Below are 14,577 nucleotides of genomic sequence, written 5' to 3' on the forward strand. Positions count from 1 at the left end.
ATGGGCAAACTGATCTGCACCGGCCTTGGCCCCGGCGACCCGGATCTGATGTCGGTCCGCTCCGACCGCGCAATCCGCGCCGCGCGCCACATCGCCTATTTCCGCAAGGCGGGCCGGGCGGGTCAGGCGCGCCGCATCGTCGAGGGGATGCTGGCCGCCAAAGTCACCGAACATGCTATGGAATATCCGGTCACGACCGAACTCCCCTTTGACAGCCCGGCCTATATCGACGCGTTGGCCCGGTTTTACGATGACTGGGCCGAACGTCTGGCCGCGCAACTCGCCACCGACGATGTGGTGGTGATCTGCGAGGGCGATCCGTTCTTCTACGGCAGTTTCATGCATCTCTACACCCGTCTGCTGGGCCGGGTGGAGATCGAGGTGATCCCCGGCATCACCGGCATGTCGGGCTGCTGGACCGCCACCGGCACGCCGATCACCTGGGGTGATGATGTGATGACGGTGCTGATGGGCACGCTGCCCGAAGAAGATCTGATCCGCCACATGACGGCGGCGGATGCTTTGGTCATCATGAAAACCGGGCGCAATCTGCCAAAAGTCCGCCGCGCGCTGGCCGCCGCCGGGCGGCTCGGGGCCGCCTGGCTGGTCGAGCGCGGGACGATGCCCGGGCAAAAGGTACAGCCTCTGGCCGAGGCACCCGAGGCGGAATGCCCCTATTTCGCCATCGTGCTGGTGCACGGACAGGGCCGCCGCCCGGAACTGGCCGAGGCGGCAGAATGAGTGGCAGGCTGACCATCGCGGGCCTCGGCCCCGGCGCCGAAGATCTGGTAACGCCGGAAGTGCGCGCGGCCCTCGCCACGGCCACCGATATCGTGGGCTACATCCCCTATGTCGCGCGGATCGCGCCGCGCCCCGGCCTGACGCTGCACCCCAGCGACAACCGGGTGGAACTGGACCGCTCGCGCCACGCGCTGGAGATGGCGGCGGCGGGGCGGCAGGTGGTGGTGGTGTCCTCCGGCGATCCCGGGGTGTTCGCCATGGCCTCAGCGGTGTTCGAGGCGGTGGAGGCAGCGCCGGAATACCTCAGTCTCGACATCCGCGTTTTGCCCGGCATCACCGCGATGCTGGCGGCGGCGGCGGCGGCGGGCGCGCCCTTGGGGCATGATTTCTGCTGCATCAACCTCTCGGACAATCTGAAACCCTGGGAGCTGGTGGAGCATCGCCTGCGGCTGGCTGCACAGGCCGATTTCGCGATGGCCTTTTACAACCCGCGCTCGAAATCCCGCCCGCATCAATTCGCCCGCGCGCTGGAGATATTGCGCGCTGAATGCGGGAGCGCGCGGCTGATCACCTTTGCCCGCGCGGTCACCACGCCGGAGCAGGCGATCCGGACGGTGACGCTTGGGGAAGCCACGCCCGAAATGGCGGATATGCGGACGGTGGTCCTCGTCGGCAATGCGGCCACGAAGCGGCTGGGGCCTTGGGTCTACACCCCGCGCAGCGCAGGCGGCGTGGTATGAGCCAGCCAGTGCAGCACCGCATCCCCTGTTTCGGCGGTGGCCCGCGCGGGCAACGCCGGGCGGTCGATCAGCAGCACCGGCAGGCCCAGCGCCCGCGCGGCATCCAGCTTGGCCCGCGCGCCAACGCCCCCCGCATTCTTCGCCACGATGCGTTGAATCCGGTGCCCGCGCAGCAGGGCCAGATCTTCTTCCAGCGTGAAGGGACCGCTGGCGATCACCGCCTCGGCCTGCGGCAGGGGCAAGGGCCCCTCGGGGGCATCGACGAGGCGCAAAAGGTAATGGTGCTGCGGCTGGCCCGCGAAATCGGCCAGATGCATGCGGCCGATGGCCAGAAACACCCGCTCTGCCTCGACAGGCAGCGCGGCAGCGGCGGCGGGAATGTCGGGCACATGGGTCCAATCATCGCCCTCGCCCGCAGCCCAGGGCGCGCGCTCAAGTGCGATCAGCGGCACGCCCGTCTCGGCGCAGGCGGCAATCGCGTTGCGGCTCATCCCGGCGGCAAAAGGATGGGTGGCGTCAATCACATGGCTGATCCCTTCGGCCCGCAGATAGGCCACAAGGCCCGCCACGCCGCCAAAGCCCCCCACCCGCGTCAGCAGGGGCTGGGCGCGCGGTGCACCGGTACGGCCGGCGTAGGAAAACACCGCCTCAATCCCGGCTTCGGCGAGGGCGCGGGCCATCAGGCTGGCTTCGGTGGTGCCGCCGAGCAGAAGGGCGCGCGTCATGGCTGATCCTTGGGTTCACATCATTGGTCTCGGCGAAGATGGCCTTGAAGGGCTGACACCTGCAAGCCGTGCCGCACTGGAGGCGGCGGAAATCGTCTTTGGCGGGCCACGGCATCTCGATCTCGTGGGGCTCGGCAGCTCCGGGCGCGGTCAGCCCTGGCCGGTGCCGTTTTCCGTGGCCCCGGTGCTGGCGGCGCGCGGCAAGCGCGTGGCGGTGCTCGCCTCGGGCGATCCGTTCTGGCATGGCGCGGGCGGCAGCCTGACCCGGCATCTGGCCCCCGGTGAGTGGATCGCGCATCCCGCGCCCTCCTGCTTCAGCCTCGCCGCCGCGCGGCTGGGCTGGAAGCTGGAAGACACGCTCTGCCTCGGCCTGCATGCCGCGCCGCTGACCCGGTTGCGCCCGCATCTGGCGCCGGGCCAACGGCTGCTCTGCACGCTCCGCGATGGGGCGGCGGCGGGCGAACTGGCGGATTGGCTGTCAGGGGCTGGCTGGGGCGAGAGTGCCCTGTGGGTGATGGAGGCCCTGGGCGGCCCGCGCGCGCGGATCACCGAAACCACGGCGGACAGATTTGCGCTGACAGCCCTCGCGGCGCCGGTGCTGGTGGCGATAGAGCCTGCGGGCGGCGTGGCCCTGCCGCGCACAGCGGGCCTGCCGGATGCGCTGTTCGCGCAGGACGGGCAGATCACCAAGGCCCCCGTGCGGGCGCTGACGCTGGCGGCCCTCGCCCCACGCCCGGGCGCGCATCTGTGGGATCTGGGCGCGGGCTCCGGCTCGGTCTCGGTCGAATGGTGTCTGGCGGGCGGGACGGCTTCCGCAGTGGAAACCCGGCCGGACCGGGTGCCGAACATCCGGGCGAATGCGCTGAATTTCGGTGTCGATCACCGGCTGGCGGTGCATGAGGGCGCCAGCCTTGAGCGGGTGGCACAGCTGCCGCAACCGCAGGCGGTGTTCATTGGCGGCGGCGGCGACGCGGCGCTCCTCGCCGCCGTCTGGGCGGCCTTGCCAAATGGCGGGCGCCTCGTCATCAATGCGGTGACGCTGGAAACCGAAGCGCTGGTGCTGGCCGCCCATGCTGACTGGGGCGGCAGCTTGCTCAGGATTGATCTGGCGCAGGCAGCACCTCTCGGGCGGATGCGCGGCTGGACCCCCGCGCGCCCCCTGGTGCAATGGAGTGTGACCAAATGCGCATAGCCGGTTTCGGATTTCGCGGTGAAGCCAGCCTCGCCTCGCTGAAAGCGGCGTTGGAGGCGGCGGGCGGCGCCAAGGGGCTGACGGCCCTGGCCACCGCCGAGGCCAAAGCCCACGCGCCGGTCATTCAGGCCCTGGCCGAAGAGCTGGGGCTGGAGCTGCATGCGATTCCGCGCAGCGCATTGGAGAAACAAGACACTGCCACCTGGTCGGCGCGGGTTTCGGGGCGGTTCGGCACCGGATCTTTGGCCGAAGCCGCCGCGCTGGCCGCCGCCGGTCCCGGCGCACGGCTGACCGGGCCGCGCCGGGTGTCGGCTGACGGCATGGCCACCGCCGCCATCGCAACAGGAGAAAACGGATGACCGTGCATTTCATTGGCGCCGGTCCAGGTGCCGCCGATCTGATTACGCTCCGCGGCCGCGATCTGATCGCCGCCTGCCCGGTCTGCCTTTATGCCGGATCGCTGGTGCCCGAGGCGCTGCTCGCGCATTGCCCGCCCGGCGCGCGCATCGTGAACACCGCCCCGATGAGCCTTGACCAGATCATCGCCGAAATCGCCGAGGCGCATGCAGCAGGCCAAGATGTCGCGCGGCTGCATTCGGGCGACCTCTCGGTCTGGTCGGCGATGGGCGAGCAGCTGCGCCGTCTGCGCGCGCTGGACATTCCCTATGATGTGACGCCGGGCGTGCCCTCCTTCGCCGCCGCCGCCGCCACGCTGGCCGCCGAGCTGACGCTGCCCGGTGTGGCGCAATCGGTGGTGCTGACCCGCACCTCGGGCCGCGCGAGTGCCATGCCCGAGGGCGAGACGCTCGCGAATTTCGCCCGGACGGGGGCCACGTTGGCGATTCACCTTTCGGTACATGTACTGGACAAGGTGATCGCTGACCTCACGCCGCATTACGGTGCCGATTGCCCGGTGGCGGTGGTCTGGCGCGCCAGCTGGCCCGATGAGCGGGTGGTGCGCGCCACCCTCGCCACGCTGGAAACCGCGATTGGCGCCGAAATGGAGCGCACCGCGCTGATCCTCGTGGGGCGGGCGATCGGGGCCGAGGAATTCGGCGAAAGCCGCCTTTATGCCGGGGATTACGACCGCCGCTTCCGCCCGACGGGCACTGAGCCGCGTTTCCCCGGAACGGGTCCGGCCTCGGCCGAGCCGCAGGCGTGATCCGAAGGTGACCCCGGGCCTGTTGATCTCTGCCCCCGCGTCGGGCACCGGCAAGACCACGCTGACGCTGGGCCTTCTGGCCGCGTTGCGGGCGCAGGGGGTTTGCGTGCAGCCCTTCAAGAACGGGCCGGATTACATCGACCCCGCCTTTCACGCGGCGGCCTCGGGGCGGGCTTCGGTCAATCTCGATGGCTGGGCGATGGGCAAGGCGATGCTCGCCGGGCTGATCCATGCCGGGGCGGATGCCGATCTGGTGATCGCCGAAGGCTCGATGGGGCTTTTTGACGGCGTGGCGGTGCCGGGGGCCCATGGCACCGGGGCGAGTGCCGATCTCGCGGCGCTGACCGGCTGGCCGGTGGTGCTGGTGCTCGATGTCTCGGGGCAGGCGCAATCGGCGGGCGCGGTGGCGCTGGGTTTTGCCCGAATGCGGCCCGAGGTGCAGATTGCCGGCGTGGTGGCCAACCGTGTCGCCTCGCCCCGGCATGAAGCGATGGTGCGCGAGGGGCTGGCGGCGGCAGGCATCGCCTGCCTCGGCTGCCTGCCGCGCAACCCGGAGATTGAGCTGCCCGAGCGGCATCTGGGCCTTGTGCAGGCCGAGGAAAACCCCGATCTGGCGCGGATTCTGGATGCGGCGGGCGCCTTTGTCGCCCGGCATCTGGACCTGAACGCCATCCGCGCCGCCGCCGGGCCGACCCGGCTGCCGCTCACCCCGCCGCTGCCGATCACCCCGCCGGGGCAACGGATTGCGCTGGCGCGGGATGCGGCATTTTCCTTTGTCTATCCGCATCAGCTGCAGGGCTGGCGCGCGGCGGGGGCCGAGATCCTGCCCTTCTCGCCGCTGGCCGATGAGGGCCCGGACACCGCCGCCGATTGCTGCTGGCTGCCCGGCGGCTACCCCGAGCTGCATGCGGGCGTTCTGGCCGCCGCTACGAAATTTCGGGCAGGCCTCTGCGCCTTTGCCGAAACGCGCCCGGTGCATGGCGAGTGCGGCGGCTATATGGCGATGGGCGCGGGGCTGGTGGCCGCCGATGGCAGCCGCCATGAAATGGCGGGCCTTCTGGGCCTCGAGACCTCCTTTGCCAAACGCCGGATGCATCTGGGCTATCGCCGCGCCAACCTCACCGCCCCGATGCCGGGCCAGCCCGCAGGCGCGCGGCTGATGGGGCATGAGTTTCACTATGCCAGCATTCTGGCGCAACCCGATGCCGCGCTGGCCGAAGTAACCGATGCCACGGGGGCGGCGGTGGCCGAGACCGGCTCGCGTCGCGGGCGGGCCAGCGGCACCTTCTTTCACCTGATCGCCGAGGCCCTATGACCGACCCGACCCCCCAAGGCTTCGTCTCCTTTGTCTCCTCCGGTCCGGGCGACCCTGAACTGTTGACGCTGAAGGCCGCCGCCCGTCTGGCTGCCGCCGATGCTGTGCTGTTCGATGACCTCTCCGCCGGGCCGATCCTTGGCCATGCCCGCGCCGGGGCCGACCTTGTGGGGGTGGGCAAACGCGCGGGCCGCCCCTCGCCCAAGCAAGATCACGTCAGCCGCCTCTTGGTGGATTACGCGCGCACCGGCGCGAAAGTGGTGCGGCTGAAATCCGGCGATTCCGGCGTGTTCGGACGGCTGGAGGAAGAAATCGTCGCGCTGCGCGAAGCCGGGATCGGCTATGAGATCATCCCCGGCGTCACCGCAGCCTCGGCTGCGGCAGCGGCGGCAGGCATTCCGCTGACCCGGCGGCTGACCGCGCGGCGGGTGCAATATGTCACCGGCCATGATGTCTCGGGCGCGCTGCCCGAGGGGCTGAACTGGCCTGCCCTGGCCGATCCGCAGGCGACCACCATCGTCTATATGGCGCGGCGCACCTTTGCGACGCTGGCCGCTGGGCTGATCGCCCAGGGCCTGCCACCCGAGACCCCGGCGCTGATGGCCGAGAATGTCTCGACGCCTGCGCAAAAGCTGCGCCCCTCCACCGTGGGCGCGCTGCCCGCGCTGATCGCCGGGGACGCTGGCGACGGACCAACGCTGATCCTCTATGGCCCGCTGGCGCTGGAGCTGATGGGGGCATGAGCGGCCACCGCGTCCATGTCTGCACCAGCTGCGCCGCGGGGCAATCGGGGCTCTTGCCCGCGCTGGAGGCGGCCTTGGCGGCCGAGGGGCTGCCGCTCCGCGTGGCAGGGATCGACTGCATGTCCGGCTGCACCCGCCCGTCAACCGTGGCGTTTCGGGCCGAGGGCAAGACCGCCTATCTCTTTGGCGATCTGACGGCGGCGGATCTGCCCGACCTTCTGCGATTCGCCCGCGCCTATCTGGCGGCAGCCGATGGCACCTTTGCCGATGCCCGCGCCTTTGGCGATCTGCGGCTGAAGGCGCTGGCACGCATTCCCGGTTAGATCAGCCTCCAGAGCGCCGCAAACAGGCTTGACCGGCGGGCGGGCTTGCTGGCAAATGAACAGGCATGGTTTCCACCAAAGGCGCAAAGCGTCTGGAATGAAACGGGAATGGGGAAAGGGCGGACCGAAGACGGCGCCCCAAGCCCCAACCGCCCCCGCGACTGTATGCGGCGAGCAGGCCTCGATGATGCCACTGGCGCCACGCCGGGAAGGCCGAGGTTCTGCACCGACCCGCGAGTCAGGAGACCGGCCATGCGCGGAGAAACCATGAGGCCGTCGGGTGTGACGGCAAGGAGATGAGAATGAATACGCTGAACACGACGAAAACCGCTGCCACCTCGACCACGCTGATCTCGGCGGTTTTCGTGGCCCTTCTGGGGGCAACGCTGGTCTTTATCGCGGGCCATGCGCAATCGGCGACCCTGCATGACGCGGCGCATGACACGCGCCACGCGGTCGGCTTTCCCTGCCACTAAGCCCAACCTGAATTCATGATCCAACGCATGTTGGCCAGCGCGTTGTTCGCTGGTTGTGCGGCGGGGCTGCTTGCGGCCCTGCTGCATTTCGCGTTCATCCAGCCGCTTTTGCTGCAGGGTGAGCAATATGAATCAGGTGAGCTGGTGCATTATCAAGGCGTTGCCACGGGTGAGGCCGGGGCGCACAGCCATGATCACGCCGCGCTGCCGGAGGCTCAGGCGGATGCCGGGCACGACCACGCCGCGCATGAGCATTCCCATGAGGAGGGAGGCGAGGTTTCGACCCTGCAGCGCAACAGCCTGACCGTGCTCTTTACCGGTACCACCTACATCGCCTATGCGCTGTTGATGGTGGCGGGTTTTGGACTGGCCGAGCATTTCGGCCATCGTGTCGGCCCGGCACAGGGCATCCTCTGGGGGCTGGCGGGCTTTGTGGCGCTGCAACTCGCCCCGGCAATGGGGCTGGCCCCTGAACTGCCGGGCACCCCGGCGGCCGATTTGACCGACCGGCAAATCTGGTGGCTGGGCACCGTCCTTGCCAGCCTCATCGCCGCAGCCCTCTTTGGCTTTGGCAAAGGGCCGCTGAGCTGGGTCGTTGCCGCGCTCGTGCTGGCGCTGCCGCATGTGATCGGCGCGCCGCATCTGGAGAGCTATGCCGGTGTCGCCCCGCCCGAACTGGCCGGGGAGTTTTCGGCCCGCGCCCTTGGCGTGGCGCTGATGGCCTGGCTCACCCTGGGCGCGCTCGCCTCCCGCTTCTGGAACGCGCGCGCGTTGCAGGCGCTCGGCTAATCCCTGATTCCGGGGGAGAGGGGGCGCTGCCCCCACCGCCTGCGGCGGCTCCCCCGGGATATTTTGAACGAAGCAAATGCCAGATCTTGCTTCGTTCAAAATATCCCCGCCGGAGGCATCCGACCCTGCCAGAGGCGGTCACTCCGGCTTGTGCGCCCCGTATGGATCGGCGATGGTCAGGCCGCGCAAAGGACAGGCAGATGATTGAACTGATTTTGGTGGGTATCGGTACCGGCAATCCCGATCATTTGACCCGCAGCGCGGTGACGGCGCTGAACCGGGCCGATCTGATCCTGATCCCGCGCAAAGGGCCGGACAAGGATGATCTGGCCGGTTTGCGCCGGGATATCTGCGCCGAAGTGGTGACCAACCCCGCAACCCGTTTGGTGGAGTTTGACCTGCCGGTCCGGGACCCCACCACTCCGGACTACCGGCGTCGGGTGGATGACTGGCATGATGCGATTGCCGCCGCCTGGGCGCGCGAGATTGCCGCGCATCTGGGGGATACGGGCCGGGTGGCGCTGTTGGTCTGGGGCGATCCTGCGCTGTATGACAGCACATTGCGGATTGCCGGGCGTTTGACCCCTGCCCCGAAGATCACCGTTATTCCCGGCATCACCTCGATCCAGACGCTGTGTGCCGCGCATGCGATCCCGCTGAACGAGATCGGCGCGCCGTTTCTGGTGACCACCGGGCGCCGGTTGCGCGATCATGGTTGGCCCGAGGGGGTGGACACGCTGGTGGTGATGCTGGATGGCGATTGCGCGTTCCAGACGCTGCCGCCTGAAGGCGTCCAGATCTGGTGGACCGCCTATGCCGGGATGGCGGAAGAGATCAACATCGCCGGACCGCTGGCCGGGACCGGGCCGGAAATCATCGCGCGGCGGGCGGCGACACGGGCGGCGCATGGTTGGCTGATGGACATCTACCTCTTGCGGCGCAGCTCTGCCGCCTGACGGGGTTCCGCTTGCATTGCCCGCGCCTTGGCGCGACAGTCTGTGCAGGAGGTGCCCCATGCTTTTGATCAGCCCGGCAAAACTCGCCTATATCCTCTTGCGCGCGCGTGAGCTGGATTCCGATGTCCCGCATGGCCAGCATTATCGTGAACTGGCCGAGTTCATCACCGATCTGAATGTGGATGAACAGGCCAGCCTGACCGCTCTGGTCTGGATCGGACGCGAGACTTTTGAGGCGGACGAGCTGGTGGAAGCGATTCAGACCGCGCGGGAAGAGGCAACGGCCCCCAGCGCGGGCTATCTGCTGGGCATGCCGCAGCTGGCAGAATTCATCGAGGATGGGATGGAAGCACTTGGCCTCAGCATCGAGGATGCCGAGGGAGAGGTGTTGCGCCCGACCTGAGCCGGGCGCCCCCGGGATCAGACCAACGCGACGTAGTGGTCGTAGTCCCGCTTGGCACGGCCCCAGACACCCGCCGTCAGATCTTGCAGCGTCAGCAGCGAGGGCAGGAGTTGCCCGGCATAATCGATGCTCGATTCCAGCGGCAGCAGCGAGGGCAGGTTGTCGATGGCCGTCACATCCAGGACCGGATCGGAGGCGACGCGCAGGGCGGGTTCGGCCCAGTCGGTGGTGCGGTCATAGACCTTGATCGGTGAGAATTCCGAGGTGGGATCGCAGGCGATATCGCCGATCACCCGCAGGGCGCGGCCCGGGTCCTGCAATGCTGCGGCGGGCACGAAAACCGGGCAGCCGGGCCGGGCCAGAATGCAGTTGAGGAAGATGTCATGCGCCAGCACTTCGGGGAATGGCCCGCCGCTGGCGGTTTCCGCCATATCCCATTTGGTGACCGCAACATCCAGCGCCGCGCAGAGATCCGAGGCGCCGGTGCCGACGCGCCCCAGCGCGCCGATAACGATGGCGCGCGGACGCGGTGCCGCCCCAAGGTCAGCCGCCAGATCATCCACCAGCGCCTGCTGGCCGGGGTATTTCGACACCGGACCGCAGATCTCGCCGCGTTGCTGCGCGGCCCAGCATTTCAGCGCCATCGCCGCCCCGGCATAGCCCGCCCAATAGCCAAAGGCAGCCACCCGGCGGCCGCTTTCGTCCACCAGATATTCCAGATCATAGAGCGTGCCGCCGCCGGCCTTGAAGCGCTTGAGCAGTTCCTGCCCCGCCGGTTGCCCCTTATAGGCATGGCCGAACATGATGTGGCGGTGCGGCAGCGGCGTGCCATCCTCGGGCAATTCCTTCAGCCCAAAGATGATCGCCTCGCGCGGGGCCTCGGGCCAGCTGTTCTCGGGCGCGATCTCGCAGCCCGCGGTGACATAGCCCGCCAGCGGGATCTCACGCACCGAGCTTTCCTCGACCGTCACCCGGATTCCAGCCGCGATCAGCGCCGCCGCCCCTTCGGGGGTCAGGCCCACGCGCTCTTCATTCGGGCGCTGCTCGGCCCGTACCCACAGATGTGTCATGCCTGACCATAGCTCCGTTTTGTCAAATGATAGCCGCGTGCGCGGGCCTTGAGATGCCAGTGATCGGCCGCCGTCACCGCGTCGCGCAGATTGGAAAACCACGAGACGACCTGACGGCCTGCCCGGCCTCGTGGCCCCCAGGCGCGCAGCACCGAATATTCGCCAAAGAGGTTATAGACCACCTCAACCCGGTAGTAGCGGGCCGGGCGGCGGGCAGTGGCACTCGCGTCTCGGTGCAGGATCAAGGTCAGCATGGCCGTGCCGTCCTCCTTCGGGCAATTGCTGTCCTCTAAGAATCAGAAAACAGCCGCCCATGCCAGTGCGAAAGCACCCGGCTGGCCGGATCAGAACGGACAGTCGGCGGTGAACATCATCGCGGCGCCGGAATAGGGATGCGTCAGGCCCAAAGTTTCAGCATGCAGCATCAGCCGGGGATAATCGCGCGCCGCCCCTGAGGCATAGAGGCTGTCACCCAAGATCGGGTGCCCCTGTTCCAGCATATGCACCCGGAGCTGATGGCTGCGCCCGGTCACCGGCATCAGGCGCACCCGCGTCGTGCCGTCGTCTTCCAGCGCCAGCACCTGCCAATCGGTCTGCGCCGGGCGTCCGGTTTCAAAATTCACATGCTGACGCGGGCGGTTCGGCCAATCGACGATCAGCGGCAGATCCACCCTCCCCCGCTCGGGCGTCAGATGTCCGGCCAGCCGGGCAATATAGGTTTTCTCGGTCTGGCGCGTCTCGAACTGCCGCCCCAGATGCTTTTGCGCGGCCGGGTTCAGCGCGAAAACCATGACGCCCGACGTGTCCAGATCCAGCCGATGCACCAGAAGGACACCGGGATAAACCTCGCGCAGCCGGTTGATCAGGCAATCGGCGCGGTCCTCGCCCCGGCCGGGGACGGAAAGGAGGCCCGTGGGCTTGTCCGCCACCACGATATCGCGGTCGGCATGCAGGATGCGCAGCGGCAGATCGGGCGGGGTATAGACAAAATCGCTCATCAGGAGATGGCGATCTTGGCGGCGAGACCGCCGAACATCACCGCCGAGATCTTGTTGACCACGCCCATGCGGCGCCCCAGCGAGCGGCCGAGATAGCCCGCCAGCAGGCCGTAACCGATGGTGATCAGCGTGCCGGTAAAGGCGAAGATACCGCCGAGGATGACGATCTGCTGCCAGATCGGGCCGTATTCCGGTCGGGTGAACTGCGGCAGGAAGGCGAGGATGAAGAGCACGGGTTTGGGGTTCAGCGCGTTCGACAAAAAGCCGCGCCCGATCGCACGCCAGGGGCTGATCACGCCTTTGGCATCATTCTCGCCCATGCCCGCGCGCCAGCTTTTCACCGCGAGCCAGGCGAGATAGGCAGCCCCCGCCCAACGGATGGCGCTGAGCGCGCCCGGATGCGCCGCGATCACCGCCGAGAGGCCGAGCGCCGCCAAGGTGATGTGCCAGCAGACGCCAAAGCCGACGCCCAGGCCCGCCATCGCCCCGGCGCGCGGGCCACCCTTGATGCCGCAGGCGGTGGCGAAGAACACATCCGCCCCCGGCGCCACATTCAGGATCAGCCCGCCGATGATAAAGCTGATCAGGCTCTCGGCCGGAAAGGCCATGAACACATCCCACATGCTGCGATCCCCTGATTGCACCGGTCCCGGTCAGACCCTTTGCCCCTTTTCTGCGCGAATGGCGGGCAGGGTCAAGCCACCTTCACAGCCCGCCGAACACCTCGGCCAGAATCGCGGCCAGCCCCTCGGCATCGGCTTGGGTGAAGGCATCGGGCTGGTTGCTATCGATGTCGAAAACCCCGATCAACCGCCCTGCCCCGGCAAAGACCGGCAGCACGATCTCGGAGCGGGTCGAGCTGGCGCAGGCGATATGGCCGGGAAAGGCATCGACATCGGGCACGAGTTGCACCGCGCCCGTGCGCGCCGCCGCCCCGCAGACGCCGCGCGCGAAGGGAATCACCAGACAGCCGTGGCCACCCTGATAGGGGCCGATCTTCAGCACTTCGGGCGCGGTTACCCGGTAGAAGCCGGTCCAGTCAAAACGATCATCGGCGTGATGCACTTCGCAGGCGACGGTGGCCATCAGCGCCACCTCATCGGTTTCGCCATGGGTCAGCGCCCGGATCGTCGTGGCAAGCTCTGCATAGTCCAGCATTGTCGTCTCCTGTCATCCGCTCAACCTCTAGCCTTCGGCAAAAGTTTTGGCGAGAGGGGGCGAAAATCTGAGCTGCGTTAACGCTGCGGCAGGTGCTCCGGGCGCAGATTCCGGCCAGAACAGGGGCGAAGGGGCGGCGATTGTCTTCTGTTTGGGGTATTTAGGCGGCCCGGACCGCGACGGATCAACCAAAGCGTGATTTCAGAAAGTCACTGCAACCTTGGGGACATTGCCTATTCTGCGCCCAAAAGGGCGCGACCAGCGTCCTCTGGCCGCGCGGTGAGCCCTTCGATTGGTCAGCTGTGCAGAAACAATGACATTTTTCATATCTTTCCTGCACCTGCCCCCAGCCGCACACCGAATGGTAAGGAATGCCCCCTAGTTTCAGATCAAAGTTGACCTGTCGGAGGCCCCCCGAATGAACCTGTATGCTGAAGCCCATAATGGAGCCCTCTTCGTGCGCGTCGGGGAAGAGCGGCTCGACGCCGCCGTTGCCATTCGGTTCAAGGATCAGATGCGCGAAATCGCGGCGCAACCGGCGCATCGGATCGTGCTGGATCTGGGGCAGGTGATCTTCCTCGACAGCTCGGGTCTGGGCGCCATCGTCTCGGTGATGAAGGCGCTGGCACCGCGCAAGATCGAACTGGTGGCGCTGACCCCGAATGTGGAAAAGGTGTTCCGTCTGACCCGCATGGATTCAGTGCTGAAAATCCACCCGACGATGAAAGCCGCAATCATGGGTGAGGGGATGCGCGATGTGGGCTGACCAGGCACGCGAGGTACCGCCGGAAGTTCGCCGCCGGCCCGCCGCCGGGCCGCAGATTTTCCACCACAGCTTTCCGGCAGATCCGCTTTCGGTGCGCACCGCGCTGCGCGCGGCAGTGGCCCGCTTCATGCGACAGCTGTCACCGGACGAATCCGGCACGCTGGAACTGGTGCTGGCAGAGGTGCTGAACAACATTGTCGAGCATGGCTATGCCGAAGATGCGCCGGGCACGATCACCCTGTCGATCGTGCGGGACCGCCGCAGTCTCTCCTGCTCGGTCAGCGATGATGGTGTGGCGCTGCCCGATGATTGCCTGAAGGCCCGCGCCGAGACCGAATCGGAGCGCCCGGAGCCGGAAGCGCTGCCCGAAGGCGGCTTTGGCTGGTTCCTGATCCGCGATCTGACGCAGGATCTGGGCTATCGCCGGGAGAATGGCCGCAATCTGCTGGCGTTTCGTCTGCCGCTGATCGCCTGACCCCCATGCGGTCCACAGCCCCGGACCATAGCCCCGTGCGGCGGCGCTGCGCGAGACGGTGGTCAGTAGACGGTGGTCAATTGAGCTGAAACTGCAGCGGATAGCGGCCGTCTTCGAAATCTCCGAAAAGATCCCCCAGATCCGGGTGATCCACCGGTTCGCCCGACTGATCCGCGATCAGATTCTGCTCTGAGACATAGGCCACATAGTAGCTGTTATCATTCTCGGCCAGCAGATGATAAAAGGGCTGATCCTTTGAGGGGCGACTGTCCTCGGGGATGGCTTCATACCAGGCATCGGTATTCGAAAACATCGCATCGACATCAAAAACCACCCCGCGAAACGGGTGCTTGCGGTGGCGGACCACCTGGCCAATGTGATATTTCGCTTGCGTTGTTTGCATGAATCAGATGCCCCCAACTTCGAGGTAATAATCCTCTCCGCCGGGGCTGTCCATTGCCGGGGGCCGAAAACGCCGGAAACAGTCTGTGAGCGCAGGACCAACAGTCCGCCGATCGCCCGGCCATCGTCGGCTTTGTGATTTC

21 protein-coding genes and 1 riboswitch are annotated in these 14,577 nt (G+C 67.3%); of the genes, 14 read left to right on the forward strand and 7 right to left on the reverse strand.

Going from position 1 to position 14,577, the window contains the following annotated elements:
- Complete coding sequence (locus tag ACEN2S_RS13940; RefSeq protein WP_441866769.1) at window positions 1-741, forward strand: precorrin-2 C(20)-methyltransferase; 741 nt, start codon at window positions 1-3, stop codon at window positions 739-741.
- A complete protein-coding gene (cobJ, locus tag ACEN2S_RS13945) occupies window positions 738-1,481 on the forward strand; it encodes a precorrin-3B C(17)-methyltransferase (RefSeq protein WP_441866770.1) in 744 nt (247 codons plus the stop codon). Before ACEN2S_RS13940 ends, cobJ begins: the two co-directional genes overlap by 4 nt.
- Here the strand turns inward: cobJ and ACEN2S_RS13950 are convergent.
- Entirely contained in the window at window positions 1,448-2,206 is a 759-nt protein-coding gene (locus ACEN2S_RS13950; protein ID WP_441866771.1) for a cobalt-precorrin-6A reductase, read from the reverse strand. The genes cobJ and ACEN2S_RS13950 overlap by 34 nt on opposite strands.
- Here ACEN2S_RS13950 and cbiE point away from each other — a divergent pair.
- The 10 genes from cbiE to ACEN2S_RS14000 all read left to right on the forward strand — a co-directional run bounded on the left by cbiE (window position 2,205) and on the right by ACEN2S_RS14000 (window position 9,565).
- A complete protein-coding gene (cbiE, locus tag ACEN2S_RS13955) occupies window positions 2,205-3,398 on the forward strand; it encodes a precorrin-6y C5,15-methyltransferase (decarboxylating) subunit CbiE (protein WP_441866772.1) in 1,194 nt (397 codons plus the stop codon). The genes ACEN2S_RS13950 and cbiE overlap by 2 nt on opposite strands.
- The gene (locus ACEN2S_RS13960) at window positions 3,389-3,757 is read left to right on the forward strand and encodes a cobalamin biosynthesis protein (protein ID WP_441866773.1); all 369 of its coding nucleotides are present in this window, start codon (window positions 3,389-3,391) and stop codon (window positions 3,755-3,757) included. The genes cbiE and ACEN2S_RS13960 overlap by 10 nt, the downstream gene beginning before the upstream one ends.
- On the forward strand, window positions 3,754-4,560 hold the full coding sequence (gene cobM / locus ACEN2S_RS13965) for a precorrin-4 C(11)-methyltransferase (protein WP_441866774.1): 807 nt from the start codon (window positions 3,754-3,756) through the stop codon (window positions 4,558-4,560). The genes ACEN2S_RS13960 and cobM overlap by 4 nt, the downstream gene beginning before the upstream one ends.
- A gap of 7 nt (window positions 4,561-4,567) precedes the next feature.
- Window positions 4,568-5,875 carry a cobyrinate a,c-diamide synthase gene (locus tag ACEN2S_RS13970; protein ID WP_441866775.1) on the forward strand — a complete coding sequence of 436 codons (1,308 nt, stop codon included), beginning with the start codon at window positions 4,568-4,570 and terminating at the stop codon, window positions 5,873-5,875.
- Window positions 5,872-6,618 carry a uroporphyrinogen-III C-methyltransferase gene (cobA, locus tag ACEN2S_RS13975; RefSeq protein ID WP_441866776.1) on the forward strand — a complete coding sequence of 249 codons (747 nt, stop codon included), beginning with the start codon at window positions 5,872-5,874 and terminating at the stop codon, window positions 6,616-6,618. Before ACEN2S_RS13970 ends, cobA begins: the two co-directional genes overlap by 4 nt.
- On the forward strand, window positions 6,615-6,941 hold the full coding sequence (locus ACEN2S_RS13980; RefSeq protein ID WP_441866777.1) for a DUF1636 family protein: 327 nt from the start codon (window positions 6,615-6,617) through the stop codon (window positions 6,939-6,941). Before cobA ends, ACEN2S_RS13980 begins: the two co-directional genes overlap by 4 nt.
- 49 nt (window positions 6,942-6,990) lie before the next feature.
- A riboswitch (cobalamin riboswitch) is annotated at window positions 6,991-7,210 on the forward strand.
- 33 nt (window positions 7,211-7,243) lie between these two features.
- Complete coding sequence (locus tag ACEN2S_RS13985) at window positions 7,244-7,417, forward strand: CbtB domain-containing protein (RefSeq protein ID WP_441866778.1); 174 nt, start codon at window positions 7,244-7,246, stop codon at window positions 7,415-7,417.
- Window positions 7,418-7,432: 15 nt separating this feature from the next.
- A complete protein-coding gene (locus ACEN2S_RS13990) occupies window positions 7,433-8,206 on the forward strand; it encodes a CbtA family protein (RefSeq protein WP_441866779.1) in 774 nt (257 codons plus the stop codon).
- Window positions 8,207-8,406: 200 nt separating this feature from the next.
- Complete coding sequence (gene cobF, locus ACEN2S_RS13995) at window positions 8,407-9,162, forward strand: precorrin-6A synthase (deacetylating) (RefSeq protein ID WP_441866780.1); 756 nt, start codon at window positions 8,407-8,409, stop codon at window positions 9,160-9,162.
- 58 nt (window positions 9,163-9,220) lie between these two features.
- On the forward strand, window positions 9,221-9,565 hold the full coding sequence (locus ACEN2S_RS14000) for a DUF3775 domain-containing protein (protein WP_441866781.1): 345 nt from the start codon (window positions 9,221-9,223) through the stop codon (window positions 9,563-9,565).
- A 17-nt stretch (window positions 9,566-9,582) separates the two neighbouring features.
- On the opposite strand, the gene ACEN2S_RS14005 is transcribed toward ACEN2S_RS14000, so the two are convergent.
- The 5 genes from ACEN2S_RS14005 to ACEN2S_RS14025 form a co-directional block, all read right to left on the reverse strand.
- Window positions 9,583-10,635, reverse strand: a complete 1,053-nt coding sequence (locus ACEN2S_RS14005; RefSeq protein WP_441866782.1) for a saccharopine dehydrogenase — start codon at window positions 10,633-10,635, stop codon at window positions 9,583-9,585.
- Complete coding sequence (locus ACEN2S_RS14010; RefSeq protein ID WP_441866783.1) at window positions 10,632-10,889, reverse strand: WGR domain-containing protein; 258 nt, start codon at window positions 10,887-10,889, stop codon at window positions 10,632-10,634. Before ACEN2S_RS14010 ends, ACEN2S_RS14005 begins: the two co-directional genes overlap by 4 nt.
- Before the next feature lie 90 nt (window positions 10,890-10,979).
- The gene (locus ACEN2S_RS14015; protein ID WP_441866784.1) at window positions 10,980-11,633 is read right to left on the reverse strand and encodes a pseudouridine synthase; all 654 of its coding nucleotides are present in this window, start codon (window positions 11,631-11,633) and stop codon (window positions 10,980-10,982) included.
- Window positions 11,633-12,256, reverse strand: a complete 624-nt coding sequence (locus ACEN2S_RS14020; RefSeq protein ID WP_441866785.1) for a LysE family translocator — start codon at window positions 12,254-12,256, stop codon at window positions 11,633-11,635. The genes ACEN2S_RS14015 and ACEN2S_RS14020 overlap by 1 nt, the downstream gene beginning before the upstream one ends.
- A gap of 82 nt (window positions 12,257-12,338) precedes the next feature.
- Entirely contained in the window at window positions 12,339-12,791 is a 453-nt protein-coding gene (locus tag ACEN2S_RS14025; RefSeq protein ID WP_441866786.1) for a GAF domain-containing protein, read from the reverse strand.
- Between the two features lie 418 nt (window positions 12,792-13,209).
- Between ACEN2S_RS14025 and ACEN2S_RS14030 the strand changes: the two genes are divergently transcribed.
- Window positions 13,210-13,557, forward strand: a complete 348-nt coding sequence (locus ACEN2S_RS14030; protein WP_441866787.1) for an STAS domain-containing protein — start codon at window positions 13,210-13,212, stop codon at window positions 13,555-13,557.
- Window positions 13,547-14,032, forward strand: coding sequence for an ATP-binding protein (locus tag ACEN2S_RS14035; protein ID WP_441866788.1), 486 nt, complete (start codon window positions 13,547-13,549; stop codon window positions 14,030-14,032). The genes ACEN2S_RS14030 and ACEN2S_RS14035 overlap by 11 nt, the downstream gene beginning before the upstream one ends.
- Window positions 14,033-14,108: 76 nt before the next feature.
- Here ACEN2S_RS14035 and hspQ read toward each other — a convergent pair whose 3' ends face one another.
- Window positions 14,109-14,435, reverse strand: coding sequence for a heat shock protein HspQ (gene hspQ, locus ACEN2S_RS14040; protein ID WP_441866789.1), 327 nt, complete (start codon window positions 14,433-14,435; stop codon window positions 14,109-14,111).
- Between the last annotated feature and the right edge of the window lie 142 nt (window positions 14,436-14,577).

The sequence above is a fragment of the Phaeovulum sp. W22_SRMD_FR3 genome (genome assembly GCF_052113705.1).
In the GTDB taxonomy this organism is placed as follows: Bacteria; Pseudomonadota; Alphaproteobacteria; order Rhodobacterales; family Rhodobacteraceae; genus JBGQOG01.